This is a genomic window from Streptococcus mitis SK575 (assembly GCF_000257865.1).
In the GTDB taxonomy this organism is placed as follows: domain Bacteria; phylum Bacillota; class Bacilli; order Lactobacillales; family Streptococcaceae; genus Streptococcus; species Streptococcus mitis_CQ.
On sequence record NZ_AICU01000048.1, the window covers coordinates 1 to 14,098 of the forward strand.

Here is a 14,098-nt window from a genome sequence, read left to right on the forward strand (position 1 = left end):
CGACGTTGACGCGGTTTGAAGAGATTTTCGAAGAGTATTAGTGCATTCTTTGAGATTGGAGCTAGTATGAAAATCCATAAAACCGTGAATCCTGTTGCCTATGAAAACACCTATTACCTAGAAGGCGAAAAGCACCTCATCGTTGTCGATCCCGGGAGCCATTGGGAAACCATTCGTCAGACAATAGAGAACATTAACAAACCAATCTGTGCTATTCTCTTGACCCATGCCCATTATGACCATATCATGAGTCTGGACTTGGTTCGCGAGACTTTTGGAAATCCTCCTGTCTATATCGCTGAGAGTGAAGCCAGCTGGCTCTATACTCCTGTCGATAATCTCTCTGGGCTTCCTCGCCACGATGATATGGCAGATGTGGTCGCAAAACCTGCTGAACACACTTTTATCTTTCACGAAGAATACCAACTAGAGGAATTTCGTTTCACTGTCTTACCAACACCAGGACATTCTATCGGTGGTGTTTCTATCGTCTTTCCTGATGCTCACCTAGTCTTGACAGGAGATGCTTTGTTCCGTGAAACAATCGGACGGACCGACCTTCCGACTGGTAGCATGGAGCAACTACTTCACAGTATCCAGACTCAACTTTTCACTCTACCAAACTATGATGTCTATCCAGGACATGGTCCAGCTACTACTATCGCTCACGAAAAAACTTTTAATCCTTTTTTCTAGCAAGATTTTGATGATAATGACTATCGCAATTTAAGTAAACTATCCAGCAAGTCTTTCCATTATAAAAGGCATCCAATCAAGTTTTCAGACCTGATTGGATGCCTTTTTCTAATTACTTACCTTTTTGCATTACCAAATAATCACGCGATCTTCTGGTGAACGCCACATACCGTCTCCTTCTTTGACATCATAGGTTGTAAAGAAATCATCGAAGTTTGGTACTTGTACATTGACACGGAGTTTGGCTGGTGCGTGCACATCGACGCTAGCCAAAAGTTTCATAAATTCTGGACGACCTTTCATGCGCCAGATGCGACCGAAGTTGTAGAAGAATTCTTCTGCTGAGAAGTCTGCTTCTCTCTTAGCTGCTTCAAGCGCTGCAGCGATCCCTCCCAAGTCAGCTACGTTTTCTGACACAGTCAATTTACCGTTGATGGTTGCACCATAAGAATCCTGTCCATCAAACTGGTCAATAACTTTTTGTGTTTTCTCTTTGAAGGCGGCATAGTCGCTCTCTGTCCACCAATCTTTTAGACTACCATTTTCATCAAAGGAAGCTCCGTTGGTATCAAAGGCGTGAGAAATTTCATGGGCAATAACCGCCCCGATACCCCCGTAGTTAGCAGAAGATGACTGATGCAAGTCATAGAAAGGAGCCTGTAAAATGGCCGCTGGAAAGACAATTAGGTTCTTCTGTGGATTGTAGTAAGCGTTGACCATATGAGCAGGCATACCCCATTCTTTGTAGTCTACAGGTTGGTTCCACTTGCTCCAACTGTGCTTGATTTCCACACGCGCAAAGGCTAGAGCATTGTCGAAAAGACTAGCAGTCTCATCCACCACCTTATCCTTATAGCGTTCTGGTAATTCTTCTGGGTAACCAATATAAGGCTTGATGACATTGAGTTTGACGATGGCCTTGTCACGAGTTTCAGGAGTTAACCAGTCATTTTTAGCCAAGCGTTCCTTATAGACATCAATCATAGTTGCTACTTTTTTCTCCACATCCGCCTTAGCTTCTGGAGAGAATTTTTCATGGGCATACCAGAGACCCAAGGCTTGTTTGAAAGGACCTTGTGCTAGCTGGTAGGCTGCCTTGACCTTGTCTTTGGCTTCTGGAACTCCTGAAAGCGCACGGCTGTAAGCACCTGACAAGACACGGATTTCTTCTGTTAAATAGCTGGTTGAAAGATTAACAACACTTAAAATTAAGGTTGCCTTGAGGAGAGGCCATGCCTCTTCACTATAGAATTGGTCTGCTGCTTGCCAGAAACGTTCCTCGTCTACGATAACCTTGTCTGGTACTTGTCCAAGAACGGCTTGGAAGAAGTCATCCAGAGGTAGGGCAGGCGCAAATTTCTTGAAATCTTCATATGAATATGGATGGTAGAGTTTAGCATACTCTGAACTTTCTTCATTAGAGAGCACCACTGCTGCAACTCGGCGATCCAATTCTAATCTTTTCTCAAGCAAGTCTTCAATTTCCACATCAGAGAAATCATAAGCCTTGAGAAGATTGACGCTAGATTCTTTCCACAAAGTCAATAGCTCTTCGCGTTGAGGATGGTCTTCAGCATAGTAGGTCGTATCTGGCAAAATCGTGCTTGGAGCGCTAGCCCACAAAACGTTGATTCGAGCATCCATAAAGTCTGGCGATACACCAAAAGGAAGGAAATTAGGTTTTCCAGCAAGCTCAAACTCTGCTAGTTTAGCTGTGAAATCTGCAAAAGTCTCCAATTCTTGGAATTCTTTAATGAGAGGCAAAACAGGCGTGATACCGTCAGCTTCTCTCTTATCAAAATCACGAACTAGGCGGTGGTATTTGACAAAATTTGCCAAGATAGCATCCTCAGGCACCTCTTCTCCTGTCAACCACTTGTCTGTTGTCGCCAACATCAGATCTTCAATTTCCTGGTCTAAATCAACAAAACCTCCCGTTTGAGACTTATCTGCTGGGATTTCAGCAGTCTTCTGCCATTCTCCATTGATTGCATCATAAAAATCATCTTGATAACGTGTCATCTTGTTCTCGCTTTCATTTATACTTGCTTTTAGCTTAACAAAAATTACCTGGGAATGCAATTAAAAATGAACTGAGGTTTCCTAGTATTTTCAGTTATTATTTTAATTTTTTGAAAAATTAACTTGACTTAATTTTTTTTTTAAGGTATATTAAGAGTCAGGAGGAATACAAGTTTATGATACGTATCGAAAACCTCAGTGTCTCCTATAAAGAAACGTTGGCACTTAAGGATATTTCACTAGTGCTCCAAGGACCAACAATTACCGGAATCATTGGTCCAAACGGTGCTGGAAAATCAACATTATTAAAAGGTATGCTGGGAATTATCCCACATCAAGGTCAGGCATTTCTCGATGACAAGGAAGTTAAAAAATCCTTACACCGAATTGCCTATGTCGAACAAAAGATCAATATCGACTACAACTTTCCCATCAAGGTCAAGGAATGCGTCTCGCTAGGACTATTTCCCTCTATTCCTCTCTTTCGCAGTTTAAATGCTAAACATTGGAAAAAAGTAGAGGAAGCCCTTGAAATCGTCGGACTAGCTGACTATGCTGAACGTCAAATCAGTCAACTATCTGGAGGTCAATTTCAGCGGGTTTTGATTGCCAGATGTTTGGTACAGGAAGCCGACTATATCCTCTTGGATGAACCCTTTGTTGGGATTGACTCTGTCAGTGAGGAAATCATCATGAATACGCTGAGAGATTTGAAAAAAGCTGGTAAGACGGTTCTCATCGTTCACCACGACCTCAGCAAGGTTTCCCACTACTTCGATCAAGTCTTACTTGTCAATCGAGAAGTGATTGCCTTTGGTCCAACCAAAGAAACCTTTACCGAAGCCAATCTCAAAGAAGCTTACGGTAATCGACTCTTTTTCAATGGAGGTGACCTATGATTGCAGAATTTATCGATGGATTGCAAAAATTCCATTTCTTACAAAATGCCTTGATAACAGCCATTGTCATCGGGGTTGTAGCTGGAGCTGTAGGATGTTTCATCATTCTACGCGGGATGTCACTCATGGGAGATGCCATTTCACATGCTGTCTTACCAGGTGTAGCCCTCTCCTTCATCTTGGGCCTTGACTTCTTTATCGGAGCCATTGTCTTTGGATTGCTAGCTGCTATCATCATTACCTACATCAAGGGAAACTCGATTATCAAAAGCGATACCGCCATCGGCATTACCTTTTCTTCTTTCTTAGCCCTCGGTATCATCTTGATTAGTGTCGCTAAAAGTTCAACTGACCTTTTCCATATCCTTTTTGGTAATATCCTGGCCGTCCAAGATACGGATATGTTTATTACTATGGGTGTAGGGGCAGCCATTCTCTTGTTAATCTGGATTTTCTTCAAGCAACTCTTGATAACATCCTTTGATGAACTCTTGGCTAAAGCCATGGGAATGCCTGTCAATTTCTATCACTACCTTCTCATGGTACTCTTGACTCTCGTGTCTGTGACAGCCATGCAAAGTGTCGGAACTATCCTGATTGTAGCCATGCTGATTACCCCAGCTGCAACTGCTTATCTTTATGCTAATAGCCTGAAAAGCATGATTTTCCTTTCCTCAACCTTTGGAGCTACTGCTTCAGTTTTGGGACTCTTTATCGGCTATAGCTTTAACGTTGCGGCAGGTTCTAGTATCGTGCTTACAGCCGCTAGTTTCTTTCTCATTAGCTTCTTTATCGCTCCAAAACAACGATATTTGAAACTGAAAAATAAACATTTGTTAAAATAAGGGGCAAAGCCCCAATAAATTGGAGGATCTAATGAAAAAATTAGGTACATTACTCGTTCTTTTTCTTTCTGTCATTGCTCTTGTAGCATGTGCTAGCGGAAAAAAAGATGCAGCTTCTGGTCAAAAACTAAAAGTTGTTGCTACAAACTCAATCATCGCTGATATTACTAAAAATATTGCTGGTGACAAGATTGATCTTCACAGTATCGTTCCTGTTGGTCAAGACCCACACGAATACGAACCACTTCCTGAAGACGTTAAGAAAACATCTCAAGCTGATTTGATTTTCTATAACGGGATCAACCTTGAAACAGGTGGCAATGCTTGGTTTACAAAATTGGTAGAAAATGCTAAGAAAACTGAAAACAAAGATTACTTTGCAGTCAGCGAAGGCGTTGATGTTATCTACCTTGAAGGTCAAAACGAAAAAGGCAAAGAAGACCCACACGCTTGGCTTAACCTTGAAAACGGTATGATCTTTGCTAAAAATATCGCAAAACAATTGAGCGCTAAAGACCCTAGCAACAAGGAATTCTACGAAAAAAATCTCAAAGAATATACTGATAAGCTAGACAAACTTGACAAGGAAGCTAAGGAGAAATTTAACAACATCCCTGCTGAGAAAAAACTCATTGTAACCAGCGAAGGATGCTTCAAATACTTCTCTAAAGCCTACGGTGTCCCAAGTGCCTATATCTGGGAAATCAATACTGAAGAAGAAGGAACTCCTGACCAAATCAAGACCTTGGTTGAAAAACTTCGCCAAACAAAAACTCCTTCACTCTTTGTAGAATCAAGTGTGGATGACCGTCCAATGAAGACTGTTTCACAAGACACAAACATCCCAATCTACGCTCAAATCTTTACTGACTCTATCGCAGAACAAGGTAAAGAAGGCGACAGCTACTACAACATGATGAAATACAACCTTGACAAGATTGCTGAAGGATTGGCAAAATAAGCCTCTGAAAAACGTCATTCTCACATGAGCTGGCGTTTTTTCTATGTATACATTTCCGGTCAAATCATTGGAAAATTCCGACTGTTTCAGCTAAAATGGAAGAAAAAAGATTGGAGTATCCTATGGTAACTTTTCTCGGAAATCCTGTGAGCTTTACAGGTAAACAACTACAAGTCGGCGACAAGGCACTTGATTTTTCACTCACTACAACAGACCTTTCTAAAAAATCTCTGGCTGATTTTGATGGCAAGAAAAAAGTCTTGAGTGTCGTGCCTTCTATCGATACAGGTATCTGCTCAACTCAAACGCGTCGCTTTAATGAAGAACTGGCTGGACTGGATAACACAGTCGTATTGACTGTTTCTATGGACCTACCATTTGCCCAAAAACGTTGGTGTGGTACTGAGGGAATTGAAAATGCCATCATGCTCTCAGACTATTTCAACCATTCCTTTGGACGTGATTATGCCCTCTTAATCAATGAGTGGCACCTATTGGCACGCGCAGTCTTTGTCCTCGATACTGACAATACTATTCGCTATGTTGAATACGTGGACAATATCAACTCTGAACCAAACTTCGAAGCCGCAATTGCAGCTGCTAAAGCCATATAGAAAAAATCCTCTGTCACAAAGAGTTCCCTACTCTTTGAAACGGAGGATTTTTGTTTACGAGTAAATATAAATTAAATCAGATAAAAACAACTACCTTATACTCTTCGAAAATCTATTCAAACCATGTCAGCTTTATCTGCAACCTCAAAGCGGTGCTTTGAGCAACCTACGGCTTGCTTCCTAGTTTGCTCTTTGATTTTCATTGAGTATTACTCTACAGATTTCAAAGCTTCAAGCATATCAACCTTTCTCAGATGATGATTGACAAAGAAACCAAGCAAGGTTAAAATGGTGCTTACTGCTACCACTGGGATTACATATACTTCCCAGCCTACCTGCGGATAAAAGAGAATAGTCGCAGGCGAAATCATTTGAATCAAAAATTGATGTAAATAGAAACCAGATACCAAACCAAGTACGATTCCCACAAGAGATAGTACAATCGTCTCACGGTAAATGTAGAGGGTGACTTCCTTATTATGAAAGCCGAGAACCTTGATAGTGGAGAGTTCACGGATTCTCTCAGCCACGTTGATATTGGTCAGATTGTAAAGGATAACGATAGCCAATAGAACAGACACGATGACCAAGATAGTCATGGTCTGATTGAGTGAGGTAGCAACAGAGTCAAAGAGTCGTATGGCTGAAGCATTTTGGACGACACTAGACACCGCAGCCTGATTCATGAGTAAACCTGCCTGCCCTTCGATACTAGGCGCACTAGAATCCTTTAGCCTAACCAGATAAGTGTTGACTTGGGGTAGATGACCATAAAGTTGCTCATAATTGGCTTGGTTCATATAAATAAAATGACCAACGTAGTTCTCAGCAATGGCAGCGACCTTTAGCTCCTGACCTTCAATTTCTAGAGTCTGCCCAACCTTGACACCTGCCAACTGGGCTAGTTTAGCTGTGATGACAACTCCATCTTTTAATGTCAACTCTTGCTGATGATGTTGCAGATGGATAAAGGGAGTCAAATCTTCCTTCTCTGTCATCATAAGGGTAATGGTTTGAAGACCAGCCTTGCCTTTGAAATCCTTGTCTAGCGTTTTAGAATAGATTTTATGGTAATCTTGAATATCCTGCCCTTTCAACACTTCTTCCAACTCTTCCTTGTCCTGATTGGTCGCACTAGGATTTTCAGAGACAATCATTTGATACTGTTGAATTTGTTGAAACTGTCTAGACGGAACTCCTGCTACAGAGGATTGGATTCCTAAACCTGCAAAAAGCAGAGCGACTGAACCTGCCACACCAAAGATTGTCATCAACATCCGTTGCTTATAACGGAAGATATTGCGGGCTGTTACCTTATGGGTAAAACTGAGACGACGCCAGATAAAACCGATGCGCTCTAGTAAGATTTTAGCTCCTTTAACAGGAGGTTTAGGCAGTAAAAGCTGGGCTGCTTCATCGTGCAGTTCCCTCTTAGCTACCAGATAAGCTGGTAACACACTCGCCAACCAACTCAAACCAAGAGCTAATAAACTATAGGTCCAATAGAACTGAATCTGGGTTTCTCCCACCACCATGCCTTTTGTAATGACACTTGAAATCACACCGGCTAGTAAATAATGGCCAAGTATGCTACCAAGAGCTGTTCCGACAGTCCCAGCTACTAGACCGTAAAGGAGAAACTTGGCAATAATATCCTTGCTACGATAGCCCAAGGCCTTAAAAATCCCTGCATGTGTTCGCTCTTCATCCACAAAGCGAGTCATGGTTGTAAAGGTCACCATAGCTGCTACGGCATAAAGCACTACAGGAAAGATATTGCCCACTGCCCGAATACTGGCTGAAGCATTACTATACATGAGGTAGCCTTGACCGCCAGGCATGGTCTGACGATTATAGACTTGATACTTGGGCTCAGCCAAATCATCCAAGGCTTGCTGATGTTTTTCTAGTTTTTCCTTTTCTTGGGCTAGATTTTGTTCAGCCTGCTTTAGTTTATCCTCTTCCTTGCTCAATTCCTGCTTGGCTTGGACAAGTTGAGCACTGGCTTGCTCTCTCTGAGCTTGAGGGAGCAAGGCTAGTTGACTTTCCTGAGCCTGTAAACGAGCTTGAGCAGCTGCTAAACGACGCTTGCCTTCCTGCAAATTAGTCTCAGCCTTGTCAAGGGTCTCTTGGCCTTTGTCTAAAGACTCTTGTCTTTCTTTTTTCAAGAGTTGCAGACGTGCCTTGCCATTATCTGACAAAGCTTGTTCAAGCTCTTCCTGATGTTGCTTGGATTTTTCTTCATAAGCTACTGAAAAAGCATTTAAGCCTGCTAAATCTTGATATTTCAAACGAGCTATATTGTAGACTTTCTGATCAAACTGACTAGGTAAAATCACTCCATAGGCTGTCAGAGTCCCACTTCCACTTCCTGCGTAGCCCATATCTCTCTGGGAGAGGATTTCAGCTGAATCCACAAAACCAGTAATGGTATAAGTATGATCTTTTAAAGAGGAATGACCCTCTTCTTTTTCTTTAAAACTAATCTCCTGTCCCACGCTGTATTGGCCTTGCAAATGAGTGGCCAAAGCTATTTCCTTGTCTGACTGAGGAAGTCGTCCCTCTCTTAGCTGAAAGGTTGAAATTCGCTCTGGTTTGGAGTACAGCCGAATGGCATCCTGCCCATTCTCCATAGTCACATCTGTCAAATAGCCAAGCTCAACCTCTGCACCCTCTATTTGTTCTAGTTCTTCTTGATCTGCTTGATCCAAACCATAATTAGACATAACTGCCAAATCCAAGGTTTGAGCAGTTGTTAAATAAGCATTAGCTGTCGCCTCCATGTTGGGACTAGTCACTTTGAGGCCTACTAGGGCTAGAGACCCCAACATCATCAAGGTCAAGATGGATAAAAAACGCCCCTTGGAGCCTGTGAAGGACTGAATTAAGTCCTTCCAATAGGTTTTTCGCTTGATCATTCTAGTACTCCAAACTGTCGATATCCTGAGGACGCTGGTTGATCACCACATCCTTGACACTGGCATCGTGCATATGAATCACGCGATCAGCAATGGGCGCCAAAGCTCCATTATGAGTCACGATGATCACCGTCGCTCCCTTTTGACGAGACATGTCTTGGAGAATTTTCAAAACCTGCTTACCCGTCTGATAGTCCAAGGCTCCAGTCGGTTCGTCACAAAGGAGGATTTTAGGATTTTTGGCTACCGCGCGTGCAATGGAGACTCGCTGTTGCTCCCCTCCAGAAAGCTGAGCTGGAAAGTTATTGAGACGATGAGCCAGACCTACATCTGTCAAGACTTGCTCAGGATTCAAGGCATCTGTCACAATTTCTGAGGCCAACTCCACATTTTCCTTAGCTGTCAGATTGGAAACTAGATTGTAAAACTGAAAAACAAAACCGACATCATTTCTACGGTAATTGGTTCTCTGGTGGGAACTATAGTCTGCAATATTAACACCATCTATCCAGATTTCCCCTTCATCATTGGTATCCATTCCCCCAAGAAGATTAAGAACCGTTGACTTGCCTGCACCTGACGCACCTAGAATAATAACCAATTCACCCTTTTCAATCTCAAAATTCACATCACGATTGGCCACAATCTCCGTATCCCCAACCTGATAACGCTTGTAACAGCGTTTCATCTCAATATAAGCCATTAGACCCACCCTCTCTCAAACAAATTACTTCCTACTACCATTATAACGCTTTTTCAACTAGTTGGAAACTGCTTACATTCTCAAATCCTTCAAAAAAGGCAGTCTCAAATCACTGCCTTCTATTACCTTCTTAAAAATAAAATTGAACCAGATCGCCTTCTGCTGTCGCCACTGAAATACAATCTTTCTCTATGCATTTCACTTTTGCTTTTTCTTGATTCACTTCAACCACACTATTTTCAATACCTGGATAAGAAACTCGCAAATCTCCTCCACTTCTTGATAAAATGGTCAACTGTAAGAGTTTTTTATCCTCCCACCTCATGCTCACTTCAAAATGTCCACGTGCTATTAAGCCTGAAACAGAACCTCTTGACCAAGCATCGGGTAGGGCGGCTAGAGGTACCAGATAAGCTGTATGAGACTGAAGTAACATTTCCGCCATGCCACTAGTAGCACCAAAATTACCATCTATCTGAAAAGGAGGATGGCTACACCAAAGATTTGGCAAGGTGGATGACTTTAACTGCTCTGCTAATAATTTATGGGCTCGATTGCCATCTCCCAAACGCGCCCAGAGATTGATCTTATTAGCCTTGGACCAGCCTGTGCCGCCATCTCCACGATCATTGAGGCTAGCACGCGCCGCTTCAAGATACTCTTTTCCCTTATAGCTAAAGAGAGTTCCAGGATAGAGGCCCACCAGATGGGAAGCGTGCCGATGCTGGGCCTCCACTTTCTCATTTTGAAAATGCTGCTCTTCCTCCTCATACCACTCCCTGATTCGACCAGATTGAGTGATTTGAAGAGGATTAAGCAAATCAAACTTCTCCTTGACCTCAGTCAACAAAGATTCATCCAGTCCCAATTCCTGAGCAGCCTGAATAAAATCATGGAATAATTGCCAAATCAGAGATTGGTCATAGGTATTGCCAATCGAAATCGGCCCATGTTCTGGAGAATAAGACGGAGAAGACACCCAACGCTGTGCCTGCCTATCCTCATGTAAAAAATCATTCCAAAAACGAACCGTTTCCCTCAACATGGGATAAATTTTCTCCCTGAGATAGTCTTTGTCCCTATAAAATGTATAGCCCTCATAAACAGTTTGCATCATCCACGCATTGGCAGCTGGTGACCAACCCCAGTAGTAATCCCAGCCCGGTGCCGTCCAGCCAAAGGGAGTCGCTTGCGTATGGACTAACCAACCGTTCTCCTCCCCTTTCTGAGAAACGATGCCTGCATACCTTGCAGCTGCTAGGCGACCATAGACACGCAAATCATCGATATAGTTGATGACCGGAAAAGCCGTCTCTAAGAGGTTAGTCACATAGGCTGGCCAATAATTCATCTGCAGGTTGATATTCAGGTGATAGTCCGAATTCCAAGGAGGATTGTCGACCGCATTCCAGACCCCTTGCAGGTTAGCTGGTAGAGCATCTGGGCAATCTCTGGAAGAACTAATCAATAAATACCGCCCATACTGGAAGAACAGTTCCTCCAAAGCCTGCCCCTCTTGTGGCTTATAATTTTTTAACAAATCATCTGTATTGGATGCGTCAACTTCAGCCCCCAAATCCAATTGAACACGCTGAAATAAGGCTTGGTAGTCCTGAATATGCCGTGATTTCAATTGGTCATAGCCCTTTTCTTTAGCTGTCTCCACCAAGTCCTTTACTTGTCGCTCCAAATCTAGTTCCTTGCGATAATTGCTAGCAGGATTTTGGGCAAAATCTGTCTTAGCAGCTAAGAAAAGGTTGGCATAACTGGCTCCTGATATCTGAACCTTATCCGACCAGACTCTAATGTCCCCATCCGTTTCCCAAGCTAAACAGCTAGCAAACTGCAGGTCATTGTCCTTAACTCTTCCCTTCATCAAGATATAAGAATCAGAGATATCCAGCTGGCACTCCTTGTAATCAGATTTCTCCTGCTCATACTTTCCATCAGAAGACAAATCACGACTTAGCGACAGTTCTATAGTAAAATCTAGAGTTTCCGCCCCTTCCTTAGTAAAGCGCTGAACCAAGAGATCATCTGGAAAACTCGCAAAAGCTTCACGTTCAAATTTCGTTCCCTTATAGACATAAGAAGTCGTCACAAGCGCCTTACTGATATTAAGCTGTCTCTGGTAATCCGTCACCTGAGACAAAGTCTTGCCTTGATTACTAAACTCAATATGAATATCTCCAAAGGACAGATAGGTCCCATATTGACTCGTTTTTGGCCCTACCAAATGCTGTTCAGCCAGTTCCTTAGCAGTATTGTAGTCTCTCTTCTCCAAAGCCTGGCGAATCTCAGCTAAAAAACTATACTGATCTTGAAGATTTCCACCCTGATAATCTGAACTATCTGGTTGAGGCCCACCCGACCAGAGACTTTTTTCATTGAATTGAATCCGCTCAGCCCCTATAAGGCCAAATATTTTTACCCCTAAAGAACCATTACCTATCGGTAAGGCCTCTTCTTCCCAACCCTTATATGTTCTTGATGCTGGTTGCTTATAGGCCAAAACATAATCTTGTTTTTTATTCCTTATCATACTACCATACTAACATAAAAAGCCTAGAAATCAATTCTAGGCTTACAATTTTTTATTTTCCAAGGTAGTATTCAGAAACTACGTTCAATTTTTCGTCGAATTCGAATACCAATGGTGGGAAGTTAGGGATTTCCACGTCCATGATTTCGTCATCTGACAAACCTTTGATGTGTTTTACAAGGGCACGGATTGAGTTACCGTGAGCTCCTACGAATACGTTTTTACCATCTTTAAGAGCTGGAGCGATTTTATCTTCCCAGAATGGAAGGGCACGTTCCAAAGTCACTTTCAAGTTTTCAGCATCTGGGATTACTGAGTCGTCAAGTGAAGCGTAACGACGGTCTGTGTGAGCTGAGTGCTCATCATCACGGTCCATGTTTGGAGGCAATACATCGTATGAACGACGCCAGATGTGAACTTGCTCATCACCAAATTGTTCAGCAGCTTCAGCTTTGTTTTTACCAGTCAAACCACCGTAGTGACGTTCGTTCAAGCGCCATGATTTTTCAACTGGAACCCACAATTGGTCAGAAGCTTCAAGAGCCAAGTTCGTTGTTTTGATTGCACGTTTCAATACTGAAGTGTAAGCTTGGTCAAATTCGATACCAGCTTCTTTGATCAATTTACCAGCGTCAATCGCTTGTTGTGTACCTTTTTCAGACAAATCAACATCAGCCCAACCAGTGAAAAGGTTAGCTTTGTTCCATTCAGACTCACCGTGGCGAGCAAAAACCAATTTTACCATTAGATGGATTCTCCTTTAAATTTTCCGAGGTTTCCCCTCGTTTATCTATTCTATTTTACACAATTTTTCACAAAAAAGCTAGTCAAAACCAAAAAGGAAAGGACTGTTTGACAATGTTTGACAATCACATTGTTTTTGGTTATTTCTATTCTATCATCATTATTTAATCTTTAAAAAACACCCCAATTTCTAACATTTGGGGTGTAATTTAACCAATTATTCTCAATTACTACAAAAAATTTCTATCTTACTGTAGTTGAGATGTCAAAGTTTTCAACTGTTTTTGCAAATTGTCTCTAAAGTCTTTCAATTGTTGAGACAATTTTGATTTATCATCTTCCTTGATCTCAGTTGACCCTAGCAAGTCATATATTTTTTTCTGCGCATCGAATAATTTTTGAGTTGACTCTTTTAGTTTGGTAAACGACTCATTATTTTCCATAGCTGTGCCTTTGAAACTTTCCTCAGCTTTAGTAAAATAATCATCAAAAATCTTTTTATAAAGATCTATATAATCTGCATAAGTACGTATTGATTCAATCGCATCGTCTGTTACAACCGGTTTATCAAGAGTGATTGTTTCTTTTGAGGTATTAGATGTTGCTACTGTCTTCTCATCACTACTTGTTGAAGTAGTCTTTGCATTTTGTGCTCCACATGCAGCGAGAAGAGAAACAGATAATAGAACTGCTCCTAGACCGATAAACTTTTTTGTTCTTTTCATGCTAAAATACCTTTTATTCTTCTGATTTGAATTTCTTCAATGTTGCAAGGAATAGAGATCCTCCAATAATAGCAAGAATCCCCCCAACCCATCCTAAGAATGGAATGAGACTAACTCCACCTGAAACAATCATTAGTACAGACGGAGCTGCACCTACACGATTATCTCCTTTATAGTAAACAATAGCAATGATACCAAGAACAAGATTTGCAATCTTCAAGGCATTCAAGAGTAAGGCAACACCTGAAACAGCCCCTGCAGTAGCTCCTCCATTAAGAGTTGTAGCAGCTGTATTTACCGCTGTTCCCAACAAGACAAAAGGACCAATAAGAAGTAAAATTCCTCCCACAAGACCGACGATACCACTAATCAAAGCAAGTGTTTTTGATTTCATAATAAAATCTCCTTTTTATTTTTTTTCAAATAAAA

The 14,098-nt window shown here is 41.8% G+C and carries 12 protein-coding genes; 5 read left to right on the forward strand and 7 right to left on the reverse strand.

The annotated features are described in order from the left end of the window. Positions 1 to 66: 66 nt before the first annotated feature. The gene (locus HMPREF1048_RS06195; RefSeq protein WP_000690863.1) at positions 67 to 696 is read left to right on the forward strand and encodes an MBL fold metallo-hydrolase; all 630 of its coding nucleotides are present in this window, start codon (positions 67 to 69) and stop codon (positions 694 to 696) included. A 129-nt stretch (positions 697 to 825) separates the two neighbouring features. On the opposite strand, the gene pepO is transcribed toward HMPREF1048_RS06195, so the two are convergent. After that, complete coding sequence (pepO, locus tag HMPREF1048_RS06200; RefSeq protein ID WP_000199255.1) at positions 826 to 2,718, reverse strand: endopeptidase PepO; 1,893 nt, start codon at positions 2,716 to 2,718, stop codon at positions 826 to 828. Between the two features lie 176 nt (positions 2,719 to 2,894). Here pepO and HMPREF1048_RS06205 point away from each other — a divergent pair, with 176 nt between their 5' ends. From HMPREF1048_RS06205 to tpx, 4 genes are all read left to right on the forward strand, one after another. Continuing rightward, a complete protein-coding gene (locus HMPREF1048_RS06205; protein ID WP_000619162.1) occupies positions 2,895 to 3,617 on the forward strand; it encodes a metal ABC transporter ATP-binding protein in 723 nt (240 codons plus the stop codon). Further along, positions 3,614 to 4,462, forward strand: coding sequence for a metal ABC transporter permease (locus tag HMPREF1048_RS06210; RefSeq protein WP_000559776.1), 849 nt, complete (start codon positions 3,614 to 3,616; stop codon positions 4,460 to 4,462). The genes HMPREF1048_RS06205 and HMPREF1048_RS06210 overlap by 4 nt, the downstream gene beginning before the upstream one ends. Before the next feature lie 31 nt (positions 4,463 to 4,493). Further along, positions 4,494 to 5,423 (forward strand): metal ABC transporter substrate-binding lipoprotein/adhesin PsaA, encoded by a 930-nt coding sequence (gene psaA / locus HMPREF1048_RS06215; RefSeq protein ID WP_000733076.1) that lies wholly within the window; start codon positions 4,494 to 4,496, stop codon positions 5,421 to 5,423. Between the two features lie 122 nt (positions 5,424 to 5,545). After that, positions 5,546 to 6,037, forward strand: coding sequence for a thiol peroxidase (gene tpx / locus HMPREF1048_RS06220; protein WP_004248740.1), 492 nt, complete (start codon positions 5,546 to 5,548; stop codon positions 6,035 to 6,037). 209 nt (positions 6,038 to 6,246) lie between these two features. Here the strand turns inward: tpx and HMPREF1048_RS06230 are convergent, their stop codons facing one another. The 6 genes from HMPREF1048_RS06230 to HMPREF1048_RS06255 all read right to left on the reverse strand — a co-directional run bounded on the left by HMPREF1048_RS06230 (position 6,247) and on the right by HMPREF1048_RS06255 (position 14,063). Then, on the reverse strand, positions 6,247 to 8,955 hold the full coding sequence (locus tag HMPREF1048_RS06230) for an ABC transporter permease (RefSeq protein WP_000595899.1): 2,709 nt from the start codon (positions 8,953 to 8,955) through the stop codon (positions 6,247 to 6,249). A gap of 1 nt (position 8,956) precedes the next feature. Beyond that, positions 8,957 to 9,658 carry an ABC transporter ATP-binding protein gene (locus HMPREF1048_RS06235; RefSeq protein ID WP_000323394.1) on the reverse strand — a complete coding sequence of 234 codons (702 nt, stop codon included), beginning with the start codon at positions 9,656 to 9,658 and terminating at the stop codon, positions 8,957 to 8,959. 130 nt (positions 9,659 to 9,788) lie between these two features. After that, the gene (locus tag HMPREF1048_RS06240) at positions 9,789 to 12,200 is read right to left on the reverse strand and encodes a glycoside hydrolase family 95 protein (protein ID WP_000620711.1); all 2,412 of its coding nucleotides are present in this window, start codon (positions 12,198 to 12,200) and stop codon (positions 9,789 to 9,791) included. A 52-nt stretch (positions 12,201 to 12,252) separates the two neighbouring features. Further along, complete coding sequence (locus tag HMPREF1048_RS06245; protein ID WP_000240129.1) at positions 12,253 to 12,945, reverse strand: phosphoglycerate mutase; 693 nt, start codon at positions 12,943 to 12,945, stop codon at positions 12,253 to 12,255. A gap of 247 nt (positions 12,946 to 13,192) precedes the next feature. Further along, the gene (locus HMPREF1048_RS06250) at positions 13,193 to 13,669 is read right to left on the reverse strand and encodes a hypothetical protein (RefSeq protein ID WP_000831502.1); all 477 of its coding nucleotides are present in this window, start codon (positions 13,667 to 13,669) and stop codon (positions 13,193 to 13,195) included. 13 nt (positions 13,670 to 13,682) lie between these two features. After that, the gene (locus tag HMPREF1048_RS06255) at positions 13,683 to 14,063 is read right to left on the reverse strand and encodes a hypothetical protein (RefSeq protein WP_000837844.1); all 381 of its coding nucleotides are present in this window, start codon (positions 14,061 to 14,063) and stop codon (positions 13,683 to 13,685) included. Between the last annotated feature and the right edge of the window lie 35 nt (positions 14,064 to 14,098).

Excerpts from the sequence above, each read along its gene's own strand:
- HMPREF1048_RS06255 (WP_000837844.1), bottom strand. The coding sequence starts at position 14,063 with ATGAAATCAAAAACACTTGCTTTGATTAGTGGTATCGTCGGTCTTGTG.
- HMPREF1048_RS06240 (WP_000620711.1), bottom strand. The coding sequence starts at position 12,200 with ATGATAAGGAATAAAAAACAAGATTATGTTTTGGCCTATAAGCAACCA.
- HMPREF1048_RS06250 (WP_000831502.1), bottom strand. The coding sequence starts at position 13,669 with ATGAAAAGAACAAAAAAGTTTATCGGTCTAGGAGCAGTTCTATTATCT.
- psaA (WP_000733076.1), top strand. The coding sequence starts at position 4,494 with ATGAAAAAATTAGGTACATTACTCGTTCTTTTTCTTTCTGTCATTGCT.
- HMPREF1048_RS06230 (WP_000595899.1), bottom strand. The coding sequence starts at position 8,955 with ATGATCAAGCGAAAAACCTATTGGAAGGACTTAATTCAGTCCTTCACA.
- HMPREF1048_RS06195 (WP_000690863.1), top strand. The coding sequence starts at position 67 with ATGAAAATCCATAAAACCGTGAATCCTGTTGCCTATGAAAACACCTAT.
- pepO (WP_000199255.1), bottom strand. The coding sequence starts at position 2,718 with ATGACACGTTATCAAGATGATTTTTATGATGCAATCAATGGAGAATGG.
- HMPREF1048_RS06245 (WP_000240129.1), bottom strand. The coding sequence starts at position 12,945 with ATGGTAAAATTGGTTTTTGCTCGCCACGGTGAGTCTGAATGGAACAAA.
- HMPREF1048_RS06235 (WP_000323394.1), bottom strand. The coding sequence starts at position 9,658 with ATGGCTTATATTGAGATGAAACGCTGTTACAAGCGTTATCAGGTTGGG.
- tpx (WP_004248740.1), top strand. The coding sequence starts at position 5,546 with ATGGTAACTTTTCTCGGAAATCCTGTGAGCTTTACAGGTAAACAACTA.
- HMPREF1048_RS06205 (WP_000619162.1), top strand. The coding sequence starts at position 2,895 with ATGATACGTATCGAAAACCTCAGTGTCTCCTATAAAGAAACGTTGGCA.
- HMPREF1048_RS06210 (WP_000559776.1), top strand. The coding sequence starts at position 3,614 with ATGATTGCAGAATTTATCGATGGATTGCAAAAATTCCATTTCTTACAA.